General features: G+C 62.3%; 14 protein-coding genes. 7 read left to right on the top strand and 7 right to left on the bottom strand.

The window, feature by feature from the left end; translation table 11 throughout:
• The first annotated feature begins 1 nt into the window (after window position 1).
• Window positions 2–454 carry a molybdopterin synthase catalytic subunit MoaE gene (moaE, locus tag C9990_RS26205; RefSeq protein ID WP_106805099.1) on the top strand — a complete coding sequence of 151 codons (453 nt, stop codon included), beginning with the start codon at window positions 2–4 and terminating at the stop codon, window positions 452–454.
• Between the two features lie 269 nt (window positions 455–723).
• Here moaE and rhlB read toward each other — a convergent pair whose 3' ends face one another.
• Window positions 724–2,193, bottom strand: coding sequence for an ATP-dependent RNA helicase RhlB (gene rhlB / locus C9990_RS26200; protein ID WP_083221457.1), 1,470 nt, complete (start codon window positions 2,191–2,193; stop codon window positions 724–726).
• Window positions 2,194–2,288: 95 nt separating this feature from the next.
• A complete protein-coding gene (locus tag C9990_RS26195; RefSeq protein ID WP_106805098.1) occupies window positions 2,289–2,945 on the bottom strand; it encodes an alpha/beta hydrolase in 657 nt (218 codons plus the stop codon).
• A 345-nt stretch (window positions 2,946–3,290) separates the two neighbouring features.
• Here C9990_RS26195 and C9990_RS26190 point away from each other — a divergent pair, with 345 nt between their 5' ends.
• The 4 genes from C9990_RS26190 (at window position 3,291) to C9990_RS26175 (ending at window position 7,460) form a co-directional block, all read left to right on the top strand.
• A complete protein-coding gene (locus tag C9990_RS26190; RefSeq protein WP_016974565.1) occupies window positions 3,291–4,322 on the top strand; it encodes an amino acid ABC transporter substrate-binding protein in 1,032 nt (343 codons plus the stop codon).
• Between the two features lie 72 nt (window positions 4,323–4,394).
• Window positions 4,395–5,576 (top strand): amino acid ABC transporter permease, encoded by a 1,182-nt coding sequence (locus C9990_RS26185; protein WP_065907020.1) that lies wholly within the window; start codon window positions 4,395–4,397, stop codon window positions 5,574–5,576.
• A 10-nt stretch (window positions 5,577–5,586) separates the two neighbouring features.
• Window positions 5,587–6,684 (top strand): amino acid ABC transporter permease, encoded by a 1,098-nt coding sequence (locus tag C9990_RS26180; RefSeq protein WP_065907019.1) that lies wholly within the window; start codon window positions 5,587–5,589, stop codon window positions 6,682–6,684.
• Window positions 6,685–6,695: 11 nt separating this feature from the next.
• Window positions 6,696–7,460: an amino acid ABC transporter ATP-binding protein gene (locus tag C9990_RS26175; RefSeq protein WP_003171943.1), complete on the top strand. Its 765-nt coding sequence runs from the start codon at window positions 6,696–6,698 to the stop codon at window positions 7,458–7,460.
• 57 nt (window positions 7,461–7,517) lie between these two features.
• Here C9990_RS26175 and C9990_RS26170 read toward each other — a convergent pair whose 3' ends face one another.
• Window positions 7,518–8,009 carry a type II toxin-antitoxin system MqsA family antitoxin gene (locus tag C9990_RS26170; RefSeq protein ID WP_106805097.1) on the bottom strand — a complete coding sequence of 164 codons (492 nt, stop codon included), beginning with the start codon at window positions 8,007–8,009 and terminating at the stop codon, window positions 7,518–7,520.
• Window positions 8,006–8,317, bottom strand: a complete 312-nt coding sequence (locus tag C9990_RS26165) for a type II toxin-antitoxin system MqsR family toxin (protein WP_106805096.1) — start codon at window positions 8,315–8,317, stop codon at window positions 8,006–8,008. Before C9990_RS26165 ends, C9990_RS26170 begins: the two co-directional genes overlap by 4 nt.
• Window positions 8,318–8,476: 159 nt before the next feature.
• Between C9990_RS26165 and C9990_RS26160 the strand changes: the two genes are divergently transcribed.
• The gene (locus C9990_RS26160) at window positions 8,477–9,136 is read left to right on the top strand and encodes a FadR/GntR family transcriptional regulator (RefSeq protein WP_106805095.1); all 660 of its coding nucleotides are present in this window, start codon (window positions 8,477–8,479) and stop codon (window positions 9,134–9,136) included.
• On the top strand, window positions 9,126–10,391 hold the full coding sequence (locus C9990_RS26155; RefSeq protein ID WP_106805094.1) for a CynX/NimT family MFS transporter: 1,266 nt from the start codon (window positions 9,126–9,128) through the stop codon (window positions 10,389–10,391). The genes C9990_RS26160 and C9990_RS26155 overlap by 11 nt, the downstream gene beginning before the upstream one ends.
• Here C9990_RS26155 and C9990_RS26150 read toward each other — a convergent pair.
• The 3 genes from C9990_RS26150 to C9990_RS26140 are packed head-to-tail and all read right to left on the bottom strand — an operon-like array spanning window position 10,388 to window position 14,630.
• A complete protein-coding gene (locus C9990_RS26150) occupies window positions 10,388–11,038 on the bottom strand; it encodes a DUF1120 domain-containing protein (RefSeq protein ID WP_106805093.1) in 651 nt (216 codons plus the stop codon). The genes C9990_RS26155 and C9990_RS26150 overlap by 4 nt on opposite strands.
• Window positions 11,039–11,055: 17 nt before the next feature.
• Entirely contained in the window at window positions 11,056–12,198 is a 1,143-nt protein-coding gene (locus C9990_RS26145; RefSeq protein WP_106805092.1) for a DUF1120 domain-containing protein, read from the bottom strand.
• Between the two features lie 11 nt (window positions 12,199–12,209).
• Window positions 12,210–14,630, bottom strand: coding sequence for a fimbria/pilus outer membrane usher protein (locus tag C9990_RS26140; protein ID WP_106805091.1), 2,421 nt, complete (start codon window positions 14,628–14,630; stop codon window positions 12,210–12,212).
• Window positions 14,631–14,727: the final 97 nt, after the last annotated feature.

Raw genomic sequence — 14,727 nt, 5'->3', positions numbered from 1 at the left:
CATGGCCATTCGTGTGCAGGCCCAGCCCTTTGACCCCGGCGCCGAAGTCAACGGCATGCACGCCGCCAATGTCGGCGTCGGCGCAGTGGTGAGCTTTGTCGGCTATGTGCGCGATTTCAACGATGGCCTCGATGTGGCGGGGATGTTCCTCGAGCACTATCCCGGCATGACCGAAAAAGCCCTGGCCAAGATCGCCGTCGAGGCTGAGCAGCGCTGGCCGCTGCTCAAGCTGGAAGTGCTGCACCGCATCGGCGCCCTGGAGCCTGGCGAGCCCATCGTGTTCGTCGCGGCTGCCAGTGCCCATCGCCAGGCGGCGTTTGATGCCTGTGCGTTTGTGATGGACTACCTCAAGACCCGCGCACCGTTCTGGAAGAAGGAAAATACCAGCGAAGGGCCGCGGTGGGTGGAAGGGCGGGACAGTGATCATAAGGCGGCGAATCGCTGGAAGGTGTAAGTGCATGAGTGCACTTTACTGAATTCTCGTCCGATGCGGGCCCGCCCGCGTTCAATGCGGGGGCTGGTGAGTCGACCCAAAGCCAGTCGTATGATACGAGCAGCAGCGTGCTGGATATGCCGGCCAGCAGTTTCGACTATTACCAGTCATTCAGAGACGAGGCCTCGAGAATTCGGCAACCCATCCTGGGGGAATTGTATCGAGGCTAGTCTTGGGTACGCGGCGTGTGCAGGCGCTGGCAAGCCAGCGCCTACAACGGTGGTGCAGGTTTAAGGGCGTTTGCGCTCAACGGCGCGCAGCAAGTGCGTCGGCGGCGTCTCGCAGCTGATCTTGCGGCCCAGCAAGGCCTCGATCGACGGCAACTGATACGAGTCGTCCTCGCCGGCAAAGCTGATCGACACCCCCGCAGCGCCTGCGCGACCGGTGCGGCCGATACGGTGCACGTAGTCATCCGGCACTTCCGGCAGGGTGAAGTTGATCACGTGGCTGATGCCGTCGATGTGGATACCACGCCCGGCCACGTCGGTGGCCACCAGCACGCGGATCTTGCCTTCGCGAAAGCCTTCCAGGGTCTTGATGCGCTTGTGTTGCGGCACATCGCCGGACAGTTGCGCGGCGTTGACGCCATCGCGCACCAGGCGCTCTTCGATGCGGCGCACTTCGTCCTTGCGGTTGGCGAACACCATCACGCGCTCCCAACCGTTGTCGTTGACCAGGTTGTAGAGCAGCTTGTACTTGTCGGCGCCGGCCACGGCATAGATGTGCTGTTCGACGTTCTCGCTGGCCACGTTTTCCGCTTCGATCTCGACGATGGACGGGTCGGTGGTCCATTGCTTGGCGAGGTTCATCACGTCTTCGGTGAAGGTGGCGGAGAACAGCAGGGTCTGGCGTTCGCTTTTCGGCGGAGTCTGGCGAATGATCTGACGCACTTGTGGGATGAACCCCATGTCGAGCATGCGGTCGGCTTCGTCCAGCACCATCACTTCGACCATGTCCAGGTGCACGTCGCCGCGCTGGTTGAAGTCCAGCAGGCGGCCAGGCGTGGCCACCAGAATGTCGCAATGCCGTGCTTCGAGGTGCTTGAGTTGCTTGTCGAAATCCATGCCGCCGACAAACGTCATGACGTTGAGGCCGGTGTACTTGGTCAGGTCGGCAGCGTCCTTGGCGATCTGCACCACCAGCTCGCGGGTCGGCGCGATGATCAGCGCGCGCGGCTCACCCATGTAGCGTTCCTTGGGCGGCGGCGTCTGAAGCAACTGGGTGATGATCGAGATCAGGAACGCGGCGGTCTTGCCGGTGCCGGTCTGGGCACGGCCGATGGCGTCTTTGCCCGCGAGGGTAAAGCCCAGCACCTGCGCCTGGATCGGTGTGCAGTACGGGAAACCCAGGTCCTGGATGGCGTGCATCAGTTCCGGGGCCAGTTTGAAGTCGTGGAAGCGGGTCTTGCCTTCCTGTGGCTCGACCACGAAGTCTTCGAGTTTCCAGGGGATGACCGCCGGTTTGGGTGCGCGTTCGCGCCGCGGCTTTGGCGCGACTGGCGCAATAGCGGCCTCGACCGGTGCTGCCGGTTCAGGTGGCGTCACCGTCGGCTTCTTCGGCTGGGCGACAGGTGCGGTCCGGCCGGGCTGTTTACCGTCATTGCGGCTGCCGGCAGTCGGGACAGGAGCACTGGGAACAGGCGCGAGCGGCTCAGCCTCGCTTTTGCCGAACATCTTCTTGAGTGCTTTGAGCACGGTGATCTCATTAATTGGTTAAGGAATATACGCCGGCCAGTGTAATGCAAGAATCGGGCGCGGCGTAGTGCGTCTGTCATACGGCTACATAAACGCTGGTTTCAGCCCAGGCGAGCGGCCAGCCAGGCACCGATGTCGTGTATCTCTTGAGGTAACACTTCGTGGCCCATTGGGTATTCCTGCCATGTCACGGTGACACCACGGCTCTTCAAATGCTCGAAGGCGCTGCGGCCCATGGCGTTCTGCACCACGTCGTCGTACTGGCCATGCAGGCACAGGGCGGGAATGCGTTGCTGGCTGGCAGACAATTCCAGCTCGTCGCCGAAAGTCGGCGCGTAGGTGGAGAGGGCGATGACGCCGCCCAAGGGCCCCTGCCAATTTATAAACGCCGTGTGGAAAACCACGGCGCCACCTTGGGAAAAACCGGCGAGGAAAATCCGAGAGGCGTCTATTCCGGTTCTCTTCTGCGCTTCGATCAGATCCGTGACCATGTTGGCCGACACTTCCAGCTCTTCCAGGCTGATCGAACGGGCCGGGCTCATGGCCTTGATGTCGTACCAGCTCGGCATCTCGTAGCCGCCGTTGATGGTCACCGGGCGTGTCGGCGCCTGGGGCAAGACGAAGCGCGTGGTCAGCAGGCTTTCCTGCAGGGCTTCGGCTACCGGCATAAAGTCGTAGCGATCGGCACCCAGGCCATGCAACCAGATTACGCAGGCGTCTGCGGGCTTGGCGGGCTGAAGAATCAAGGGTTCGGTCATGTCTGCTCCATTAATGTGCGTGCGCTCCGATTGGGTGCGTCGGAACGGTGCGCAGTGAGTTGATCTGTTAAGAGAATGTCGCAAGGTTGAATCTTTTCCTATTGACCATGGGCTGAAACGACTCAGCCATCACTCTGGTACGCGCCTTGCTATGTGTAGGTCGATGTCAGAACTATCTCAGGACGGTAACACTATCAGTGACTGCCGCTCGTGGGATAGCAACTGGAATTACTGCGACAGTCTCATGCTGCTTGACCCCAAAAAAAGCCAACACGGGTCAATATCGCCTCATAAGGGTGCGCTGAGGTTCGAGCTCCGACACAACAAGAGCAACTGGAGGTTTGAATGAAGGTATTGAAATCCACCCTGGCCATCGTTTGCGCGGCGGCTGTACTGGGTGTCAGCGGTTTCGCCCAAGCAGGCGCCACCCTGGACGCCGTGCAGAAGAAAGGCTTTGTGCAATGTGGCGTGAGTGACGGTCTGCCGGGTTTCTCGGTACCGGATGCCAGCGGCAAGATCCTGGGGATCGATGCTGACGTTTGCCGCGCCGTGGCCGCTGCCGTGTTCGGCGACGCGACCAAGGTCAAGTTCAGCCAGTTGAATGCCAAGGAGCGTTTCACCGCGCTGCAGTCTGGCGAAGTCGACATCCTCTCGCGTAACACCACCATGACCAGCTCTCGCGATGCGGGCATGGGCTTGAAATTCCCAGGCTTCATCACTTACTACGATGGCATCGGCTTCCTGGTAAACAACAAGCTGGGCGTGAAAAGTGCCAAGGAACTGGACGGTGCAACCATCTGCATCCAGGCCGGTACCACCACTGAGCTGAACGTTTCCGACTACTTCCGCGCCAACAACCTCAAGTACACCCCGATCACCTTCGACACCTCCGATGAAAGCGCCAAGTCGCTGGAATCCGGTCGTTGCGACGTGCTGACCTCCGACAAGTCCCAACTGTTCGCCCAGCGCAGCAAGCTGGCTTCGCCGAAGGACTACGTGGTTCTGCCGGAAACCATTTCCAAGGAGCCATTGGGCCCGGTCGTGCGTAACGGCGACGACGAGTGGCTGGCCATCGTGCGCTGGGTGGGCTACGCCATGCTCAACGCTGAAGAAGCCGGCATCACTTCTAAAAACGTCGAGGCTGAAGCCAAGTCCACCAAGAACCCGGACGTCGCCCGTCTGCTGGGTGCTGATGGCGAGTACGGCAAAGACCTGAAAGTGAAGAAAGACTGGGTCGTGCAGATCGTCAAGCAAGTCGGTAACTACGGTGAAATGTTCGAGCGCAACCTGGGCAAGAGCACCCCGCTGGAAATCGACCGTGGCCTGAACGCGCTGTGGAACAACGGTGGCATTCAATACGCACCCCCTGTGCGCTGATCGCTGATGGTTCTGTCACCCGGTGGGCCAACCGCCGGGTGATGTTCTGTTCCATTATTTCCGGGGCACTTCATGCAAAATCAAATCGGCGCACCAAAGCAGAAGCTCAGCTTCAGCGATCCCAAAGTGCGTGCGTGGCTCTTCCAGATCATCACGATTGTGGCGGTGGTCTCGCTGGGCTGGTACCTCTTCAACAACACCCAGACCAACCTTCAGCACCGGGGCATCACCTCGGGTTTCGACTTTCTTGAGCGCAGTGCCGGCTTCGGCATCGCGCAGCACCTGATCGACTACACCGAATCGGACAGCTATGCCCGGGTCTTTGTGATCGGCTTGCTCAATACCTTGCTGGTGACCTTCATCGGCGTGATCCTGGCGACGTTGCTCGGTTTCATCATCGGCGTGGCACGGCTGTCGCCGAACTGGATGATCAACAAGCTGGCGACCGTGTATGTGGAAGTGTTCCGCAACATTCCGCCGTTGCTGCAGATCCTGTTCTGGTATTTCGCGGTGTTCCTGACCATGCCGGGGCCGCGCAACAGCCATAACTTCGGCGACACCTTCTTTGTCAGCAGCCGTGGCCTGAACATGCCGGCAGCACTGGCCGCCGACGGCTTCTGGCCGTTTGTGGCGAGCATCGTCGTGGCCATCGTGGCGATCGTGCTGATGGCCCGTTGGGCCAACAAGCGCTTTGAGGCGACCGGCGTACCGTTCCATAAATTCTGGGCCGGCCTGGCGCTGTTCATCGTGATCCCGGCGTTGTGTGCCTTGATCTTCGGCGCGCCGCTGCACTGGGAAATGCCCAAGCTGCAAGGGTTCAACTTCGTCGGTGGCTGGGTCCTGATTCCTGAGCTGCTGGCCCTGACCCTGGCGCTTACCGTGTACACGGCAGCGTTTATCGCCGAGATCGTGCGCTCGGGCATCAAGTCCGTCAGCCACGGCCAGACGGAAGCCGCGCGCTCCCTGGGCCTGCGCCCCGGGCCGACGCTGCGCAAGGTCATCATCCCGCAGGCCCTGCGGGTGATCATTCCGCCGTTAACCAGCCAATACCTGAACCTGGCGAAAAACTCGTCGTTGGCCGCCGGTATCGGCTACCCGGAAATGGTTTCGCTGTTTGCCGGCACGGTGCTCAACCAGACCGGCCAGGCCATCGAAGTCATTGCCATCACCATGAGCGTGTACCTGGCGATCAGCATCAGCATTTCCCTGCTGATGAACTGGTACAACAAGCGCATTGCGCTGATCGAGCGGTGAGGAAACGCCCATGAGTACGCATACTTTCAAACCGGATATGCCGCCGCCGAGCAAAGTCTTCGGCCCGGTGGCATGGATGCGCGCCAACCTGTTCTCCAGTTGGCTCAACACCCTGCTGACATTGCTGGCGTTCTACCTGGTCTACCTGGTGGTGCCGCCGATCCTGCACTGGGCGATTCTCGACGCCAACTGGGTCGGCACGACCCGCGCCGATTGCACCAAGGAGGGCGCCTGCTGGGTGTTCATCCAACAGCGCTTCGGGCAGTTCATGTACGGCTACTACCCCGGCGACCTGCGCTGGCGCGTGGACCTTACCGTGTGGCTGGCCATCGTTGGCGTGGCGCCGTTGTTCATCTCGCGTTTCCAGCGCAAGGCGATCTACGGCCTGAGCTTCCTGGTGTTGTACCCGATCATCGCCTACTTCCTGCTGCACGGCGGGATCTTCGGCCTGACCAACGTAGCCACCAGTCAATGGGGCGGCCTGATGCTGACCCTGGTCATCGCCACCGTCGGTATCGCTGGCGCCTTGCCGCTGGGCATCCTGCTGGCGCTGGGGCGGCGTTCGAACATGCCGGCGATTCGAGTGGTCTGCGTGACCTTCATCGAGTTCTGGCGGGGCGTGCCGTTGATCACCGTGCTGTTCATGTCGTCGGTGATGCTGCCGTTGTTCCTGCCGGAAGGCATGGGCATCGACAAGCTGCTGCGCGCGTTGATCGGCGTGATCCTGTTCCAGTCGGCCTATGTTGCCGAGGTGGTGCGCGGGGGCTTGCAGGCGATTCCCAAGGGTCAATACGAAGCGGCCGCGGCGATGGGCCTGGGCTACTGGCGCAGCATGGGCCTGGTGATTTTGCCGCAAGCCCTGAAGCTGGTGATCCCGGGCATCGTCAACACGTTTATTGCGCTGTTCAAGGACACGAGCCTGGTGATCATCATCGGCCTGTTCGACCTGCTCAACAGCGTCAAGCAAGCCGCTGCCGACCCGAAATGGCTGGGCATGGCCACTGAAGGCTATGTGTTTGCTGCCCTGGTGTTCTGGATTTTCTGTTTTGGTATGTCGCGCTATTCCATTCATTTGGAACACAAGCTCGACACAGGCCACAAGCGTTAGGAGTTGTTGTTATGAGCGAAGCGATCAAACAGCCTGTGAGCCCTGAAGGCATTATCCAGATGCAGGGCGTCAACAAGTGGTACGGCCAATTCCACGTGTTGAAAGACATCAACCTCAACGTCAAGCAGGGCGAGCGTATCGTGCTGTGTGGCCCGTCGGGTTCGGGCAAGTCCACCACCATCCGTTGCCTCAACCGCCTGGAAGAACACCAGCAGGGCCGCATCGTGGTCGATGGCGTGGAGCTGACCAACGACCTCAAGCAGATCGAAGCGATCCGCCGCGAAGTCGGCATGGTGTTCCAGCACTTCAACCTGTTCCCGCACCTGACCATCCTGCAGAACTGCACGCTGGCGCCGATGTGGGTGCGCAAGATGCCCAAGCGCAAGGCCGAGGAAATTGCCATGCACTACCTGGAGCGCGTGCGTATTCCGGAGCAGGCGCACAAGTTCCCGGGGCAACTGTCCGGCGGCCAGCAACAGCGCGTGGCCATCGCCCGTGCCTTGTGCATGAAGCCGAAAATCATGCTGTTCGACGAACCGACCTCGGCCCTCGATCCGGAAATGGTCAAAGAGGTGCTGGACACCATGATCGGCCTGGCCGAAGACGGCATGACCATGTTGTGCGTGACCCACGAGATGGGCTTTGCGCGCACCGTGGCCAACCGTGTGATCTTCATGGACAAAGGCGAAATCGTCGAGCAGGCAGCGCCGAACGACTTCTTCGACAACCCGCAGAATGACCGGACCAAGTTGTTCTTGAGCCAGATTCTGCATTGATCGAAGTGTGAAAGGATAAACCCGGCCTGGTGCCGGGTTTATTTTTGCCTGCTGTTTTTACGCAGACGCTTGAGTGGCCAGTTGTTGCTCATCTTTGGCAATAAGCAGGCGGTTGAGGTCATCTGCGCCATTGAGCGCCTGAATCTCGGCCAGCAGGTGCGGGTGCTTATCGAGCAGACGCATAAGAATAAGCAGCGGCTCGGGTGGAAAAATTTCAGCTTTCTCATAACGGGAAAATGCGTTGTGCCCGCGGACGGTCAAGAGCCTCACCGCGTCCTTCTGTGTCAGGTGCAATTTGTGGCGGATTCGCTTCATCTCGGCAGCGATGATTTTTCTGGCATCCATCAACAGCTGGTCACTGGCGTCGGAATAGCGCTGTGCGCTGTCGTCGTTGTCATCGAATTCGATTTCCTTGCACACCTGGCATTCCCAGCCCGCGATATCGGGGATATTCCGGATCATGCCGCGTGTGTTGAGCGTAAAGGTGCGGCCTTTGAAGTGCTGCATTGCGTCATGCGTTCCGCAGCTCACGCAGTGTTGGGTGTTCATAGGATTTTCTCCTTGAAGGAGATTACGGGAGCCCCACCGCCAGGGCGGCAAGTCACTTTGATATAAATCTGCGTAGCATGAGCCTTGATCAGATAGGCGTCCTGCCACACTCGATGGTCTGCATAGGTCGTCATTGATTTGTATAACATTCGCTGCTCAAGGGCACAGACTGCGTGCTGCATCTGGCTGAGGTTTAATTCCATTTGCCTGGCGCTCTCCCGTGCACTGGCGGTGAAGGCTCGACAACCCAACCTGATGACTTCAGCTTTTATCAAGGCCAGATCGTAATGAGGTGTGTACTTTTCCATAAGACACCTGAGTTCCATAATTACCCTCTGAGGGTAATTTTACTAATCGAAAATACTGCTCCTTTACCTGCCTCAGAACCCTAGTGCGTTGCCTTTGTAGGCAAGTCCGAATAGGCTGTGGGAAAATTCATCCTATGATTGGACGAAAGTGCAAAACCCATGACAGACATCGCTCCGCTGATCAAACGCTCGCTGGTCGACCAGGCCTTGGAACAGTTGCGCCAGCGCATTACCCAAGGCACCTGGGCCATTGGCGAGCGCCTGCCTACCGAGCCGGAGTTGTCGGCCGAGCTGGGGATCAGCCGCAATACCGTGCGCGAGGCCATGCGCGTGCTGGCGTTTTCAGGATTGATCGAGATCCGCCAGGGCGACGGCAGTTACCTGCGCTCGATGACCGACCCGCTGGGCGCGATGCGCGCGTTGTCGCATTGCACCCTGGAGCAGGCGCAGGAAACCCGGCAGATTCTCGAAGTGGAGGCGATCGGCCTGGCCGCGCTGCGCCGGACCGAGGACGATCTGCACGGTTTGCGTGAGGCCCTGCAACAAAGCGCTGTGCTGTACCACGGCGACCTGGAGGCCTACATCAGCGCCGACCTGGTGTTTCACAAGCGCCTGGTCGACGCCGCGCACAACCCGGCGTTGAGTGAGCTGTATCAGTACTTTTCCGCCATCGTCGGTGCGCAGTTGCGCCAGACCCTGAACATCTCGCCGCGTCGCCAGGCGGTGTTCGACCTGCACATCGCCCTGCTCGACGCCGTCGAACACCAGGACCCGGAACGCGCCAAATCCCTCTGCCGGCAGTTGATCAATGAACCTTGAAACCCGACCTACCCGTGAACTCGAAGAGCTGTTGATCGACGCCGAAGCCGACGACGAAGTGGTGCAAACCAGCGCGCCCGCGGTGAGCCGCCCGTGGCTGTTGCTGCTCGGCCTGATCCTGGTGGCCCTGAACCTGCGCCCGGCGCTGTCGAGCATGTCGCCGCTGCTCGCCGACGTGTCCAGCAGCCTCGGGTTGTCGGCGGCCAAGGCCGGTCTGCTGACCACATTGCCGGTGTTGTGCCTGGGTCTGTTTGCGCCCACGGCGCCGATCCTGGCCCGCCGTTTCGGCGCCGAGCGAGTGGTGCTGGGGATTCTGCTGACCCTGGCTGCGGGCATCATCCTGCGCAGTTCATTCGGTGAAGTCGGGCTGTTCGCCGGCAGCCTGATTGCCGGCGCAAGCATCGGCATCATCGGCGTATTGCTGCCCGGCATCGTCAAGCGTGATTTCGCCAGGCAGGCCGGCGCCATGACCGGCGTGTACACCATGGCGCTGTGCCTGGGCGCGGCGCTGGCGGCGGGTTCCACGGTGCCCTTGAGTCATTACTTCGGCGACCGCTGGACCATCGGCCTGGGGTTCTGGATTCTGCCGGCGCTGGTGGCCGCATTGTTCTGGCTGCCACAGGTCGGCCAGAAGCACGGCGCGCACCAGGTGGCTTATCGCGTGAGAGGGCTGCTGCGTGATCCGCTGGCCTGGCAGGTGACCTTGTACATGGGCCTGCAATCGTCCCTGGCGTACATCGTGTTCGGCTGGCTGCCGTCGATCCTGATCGGCCGTGGCCTGAGCGCGACCGAAGCCGGCCTGGCGCTGTCCGGCTCGATCATCGTGCAATTGGTCAGCTCCCTCGCCGCGCCCTGGCTCGCCACCCGTGGCAAAGACCAGCGCCTGGCGATTGTGGTGGTGATGCTGTTGACCCTCGGTGGCCTGTTCGGCTGCCTGTATGCGCCACTCGATGGTCTGTGGGGCTGGGCGATTCTGCTCGGGCTCGGCCAGGGCGGCACTTTCAGCCTGGCGTTGACCCTGATCGTGCTGCGTTCGCGCGACTCCCACGTGGCGGCCAACCTGTCGAGCATGGCCCAGGGCATCGGCTACACCCTGGCGTCCGTGGGCCCGTTCGCGGTGGGCCTGGTGCATGACTGGACGGGCGGCTGGTCGGCCATCGGCTGGATTTTCGCGGTGATTGGCGTGGGCGCGATCATCGCCGGGCTGGGTGCCGGGCGTGCGCTGTATGTGCAGGTCAGCAGCGAAAAAGTCTAGAGGTACACCACTTCGAGGGTGGCCGAGCCATCGAGCAAGGTGTCGCTGCTCAGGTCCAGGTTTTGCCTGGCATTGATCACCGCTTCGATCTTGACGGTGCTGGTCAACGCCTGGATCGCCGAGGGGCCGGCGGTGCTGCCTTGGGTATCGGTGAAGCCCAGGTAACTGTTGGCGCCGATGTCGATCGGGTTGAGGTTGGCGCTGCGCCACGCCACGCCGCCGGTGGTGGATTCGGTGCCATAGGCGATTGCAGTGCTGTCCACCTGCGTCTGGCGAGGGTCGAAATTCATCGAATACAGGCCGATGCGATTACCACTGTTGTCCAGCCCCAGCCCATAGTAAATCTCACTGTTGACGGTGGCCGTGCCGTCACGGTTGTCGCGCATGCGCAGGGCAAAACGGCTCGCCGCGTTGCAGCCGATGCTGACGTGCAACTGTTTGACCGGCAGGCGCGTGCCCTTGTCGACGTTGAGGTCCTGCTGGGAAATCTTGCCGTAGTCGATCACCCCGTTGCTCGACAGCAACGGCGTGCAGGCGGTGGGGGTGATCACGCCATTGACACTCAGGTCGACGCTGGAGGCCGCCAGCGTGTGTGGGGCGCCGCCCAGCAAAACCAGCGCGCAAAGGGCAAGGGAACAGGTCTTCATGAGGCGAACTCCATAGGTCAGAGGTAGATGATTTCAAGGGTGCCCGAACCGTTGATGTAGACCACGCTGCGCAGGTCCAGTGACTGGGTCGGGGCCAGGTAGGCCTTGATGCGCACGGTGCCGGCCAGTTGCTGGATCGGCACCGGGCCACGGGTGCTGCCGACACTGTCGGTAAACCCCATCAGGCTGTTGGCGGCCATGGGGATCTGCCGCGCACTCGAACTGCTCCAGGCTGCGCCGCCACTGGTGGAGTCCGTGCGATACAGGGAGCCGAGTGCGTCGGCGGTGAATTCGGCCGGATCGATGTTGAGGTAGAAGCGCCCAATCTTGTTCTGGCTGTTGTCCAGGTCCAGGCCGTAGGCGGTTTCGTCGATCCCGCCGGTGGCCGAGCCGTTGCGGTTGTCATGCATCTTCAGCGCGAAGGGTGTGGCGGCGTCGCAACTCACCGAGAGCTGCAAGGTGCGGGTCGGCAGCGGGGTTTCATTGCTGGCATTCAAGTCCTTCGCCAGCAGCGTGCCGTAATCCACCAATCCGCCATTGGACAGTTGGGGTGTACACGCGGTGGGCGCGAAGTGGGCGCGCAGGGTCAGTGCCCGGGAGCGGCCGCTCTGCAAGGCATCGAACGTGCCGGACGCTTCCCAGGTGGTTGCCTCGCGCACACGGGTGGCGGCAATGTCGGCCCAGGCGCTGAGGCTCAGTTGCACGGCGAAGTGCTTGCCCTGCACCACGCTGGCGCCTTGCACCGGCGCCACACCATGGCCGGGACGCCAGTTCAATGCCGTGCCGACGACCGCCGGCGGCTGCCCGGCAGCCGGCAGCAAGCCCAGCTCAACCGCCTGGCCGTCCAGCACGCCGTCGCTGATCTGCAGGGCGTAGGTGCCATGTTCGGTAAACTGCAGGCGGTGTGCGTTCGCCGCCAGGGCCCGATAAAACACACTCATGTCCGCCGGTTGCGGGCAGGTAAGGTTCAAGCTCAGGCGACGCTCGCCAAGCAGGCGTTGAGGGTCGCTGTCGTTTTGCGCCAGGCGACTCATCAGGCCGAGGTCCAGCACCGCTTCGCTGATGTTCAACTGGCAGTTGTCATTGGCCATGGCGTGGCCGGCGAAGCCGACGGTCAGCACGACCGCCGTCAGCCGGCGCAGGGCGCGAAAAAAAAGCATGGTGATCGTCCTCATGAAGGGTTGCAGCGCGCTGGCGCGTTTTCGAAATACACCTGGGGATCGCCCTTGGCCGGCAACTCGAACTGCAGCCGACAGCGCGTCATTCCTGGCCCGCTGACCCACAAACCGGTGTGCTCCAGCACATTGGGCAGGAACACCTGGCCGCCGTCCTGCACCAGGGTCACGAACTCGCCGCCCGCGGTGCTGACGGAGGCACCTCGGGGCAGCAGCGCGCCCTGTTCGGTGCGCGCGGTGAGCAACACGCGACGGGTCAGGGTCACGCCGAAGTCGACCCGGTCCACCGCGCCGCGCCCGGCCGAGATCATTGCCAGGCCGTTATTGATATCGGCATTGCGCGGCAGTGAGCGGGTCTGCACCTCCACCGGGCTGCGGCCATAGGCGCTGACCTGGGGCACCACTGCCTGGCCCTGCCAGTCGGTCCATACCGGGCCGCTGGGGGTGCTCAGCTTGACCCCGGCCGTATCGCCCACCGAGACCACGGCGAAGGTGTCGCGTACCGGGTAGGGCGAGAAGGTCACGCCATCGCCGTGCACCACCACGCCACCGCGGGCACTGCCTTGATAACTCGAGCGCTCGGCATCGGAGCGGCTGTAGCTGACGTCGAGTTGGCTGTAGCGGGGCAGGGCCGAGACGCCGAGAGTGGTTTCCACCTGCTGGTCGCGGGTGTCGTGTTCGGCGCTGACGCGATAGCTCAATTGATCATCGATCTGTTCGTTCAGCCCCAGGCCGGTGCGGTGTTCGCCTCCGGAATTGCGCACCCAGGCGCGCACGCGGCGGCTTTCGCCCAGGGGCAGGCTGGCATTCAGATACACCGCGTTGTCCTGTTGCTGGCGCCCGCCCATCTGCCATTCGGCGCTCGCCGACAACGACACGCCGCCGACGCTGGTGCCCCACGACACCAGGCCTCGGCTGCTGCTGTCGCCATCAAAGCTGCTGGAGCGCGACACCCCGGCACTGAACGCCCCCAGCCACGGGTGCGACCAACCGACGTTGGCGCTTTGTTGATCGCGATAACGCGAGCGCCGTTGCTGGGTGGTTTCTGGTTCGTAGGTGGCTTCTTCCAGTTCGCGGTAGCCGGGCGTGCGCCACGAGTTGGCCACGCTGAATGACCATTGATCATTCAGGCGCTGGGACCATGCCAGGTCGGTCTGTACCCCACGCACGTTGTGCCGTGCCTGGGTATCGGCGACCTGGGTGGCCAGTTGCACCTGACTGTCCAGCCATGGCAGCCAGCCCAGGCTCACGCCCGCCGCCCGGTATTCGCTGGACGCCAGCACGCCGCTGCCCAGGGACAGTTGCGGGTGGACGGCGCCGGTCCAGCCAGCGCTGGCCACCCACGGATCGTCACCCTGGGCATCGCCGATATTGCGCACACGGCCCGCTGCCACCGAGTACCCCGGCGCTGGCAAACCCAGGCCGAGCATGGCGGCGGGTACGGTGAAGCGGCGCTCGCCGCCGCTGCTTTCCTTGACCGTGACTTCAACGTCCGAGCGAGCATTCAGGCGCCGCACATCGGTCAGGGAAAACGGCCCGGCCGGGACTACGGTGGAGTGAATCAACGCGCCGTTCTGCCGCACCTCGACCTGGGCCGGACTGTTGGCGATACCCTCGATGGTTGCGCCCTGGCCTTGTTCTTGAAGCGCCTGTTCGGTCAGGACCTGCACCCCGGTGATCTGCGCACCGGCCAACACCGGGTTATAGAGGTTGATCTGCCCGGCCTGCAGCACTGCCTGTTGGCTGGCAAAGGTACGCTGGGCATACGCCTCGAGATGGGTGCTGCGCGACCGACCGTCCTGCCAGGTCTGCACCTGGCGGCTGCGCACGATCCAGTCGCCGGCGTTGAAGCCAACCTCGGTATTGGCCGAGCCAAACCGGCTGTCGTTGTCGCCGAAGCGGTTATAGAACCCCGTCAGGTCGTAATTGAACAGGCCGGCAACGCCCCCCGTCTGATAGCCCGAGACGTCCTGTTGCAGTGGCCGCAAGGCTTCGGTCGGGACTACCAGCGACACGCTGAGGTTGGCCGGGTCCGGCTCCACCAGGCTTTGTGGGTACTGCGCGAGCAGGTCATGGCAGGGGCCATTGTCGCCGGGCACTATCAGGTTGGCGGCGTCCAGCACGGCCTGGTCAAAGCACAATCGGCCCTGTTGATCGAAACCCACCTCGACACGCCCACGGGGCTGGCCGTTGACGCGCAGGCTCACCGCATGCCGGCCAGCCGCAAAACGTGGAGCGTCCAGCAGCAGGCTGGCCAACTGCGGGTCGATGCCGCGTTGGTGCAGGGTGGTCGCATCGAAGCCGGCACGCGTTTCGGCCCAGGCTTCAGCGGGCAGCAGGGCACACGCCAGCAGCAGCGCCGGGAAGGCGCTGCGGGCGGGTATGTCGGGCACGGCATCGCCGTCACGGTAGCTCAATACTGTTTTCACGAAAGGCACTCAAATGATGGGCGTCTGCGCGCCCTGGTGACGGTCTTCGAGCCGCCACTTCGTTATGCAGGCGTCGGGCGCCTGA

Origin of the sequence: Pseudomonas sp. S5D5 (assembly GCF_003013355.1) — a bacterium.
GTDB classification, from domain to species: Bacteria; Pseudomonadota; Gammaproteobacteria; order Pseudomonadales; family Pseudomonadaceae; genus Aquipseudomonas; species Aquipseudomonas aylmerensis.
This window is presented reverse-complemented; position numbering and strand designations above follow the sequence as displayed.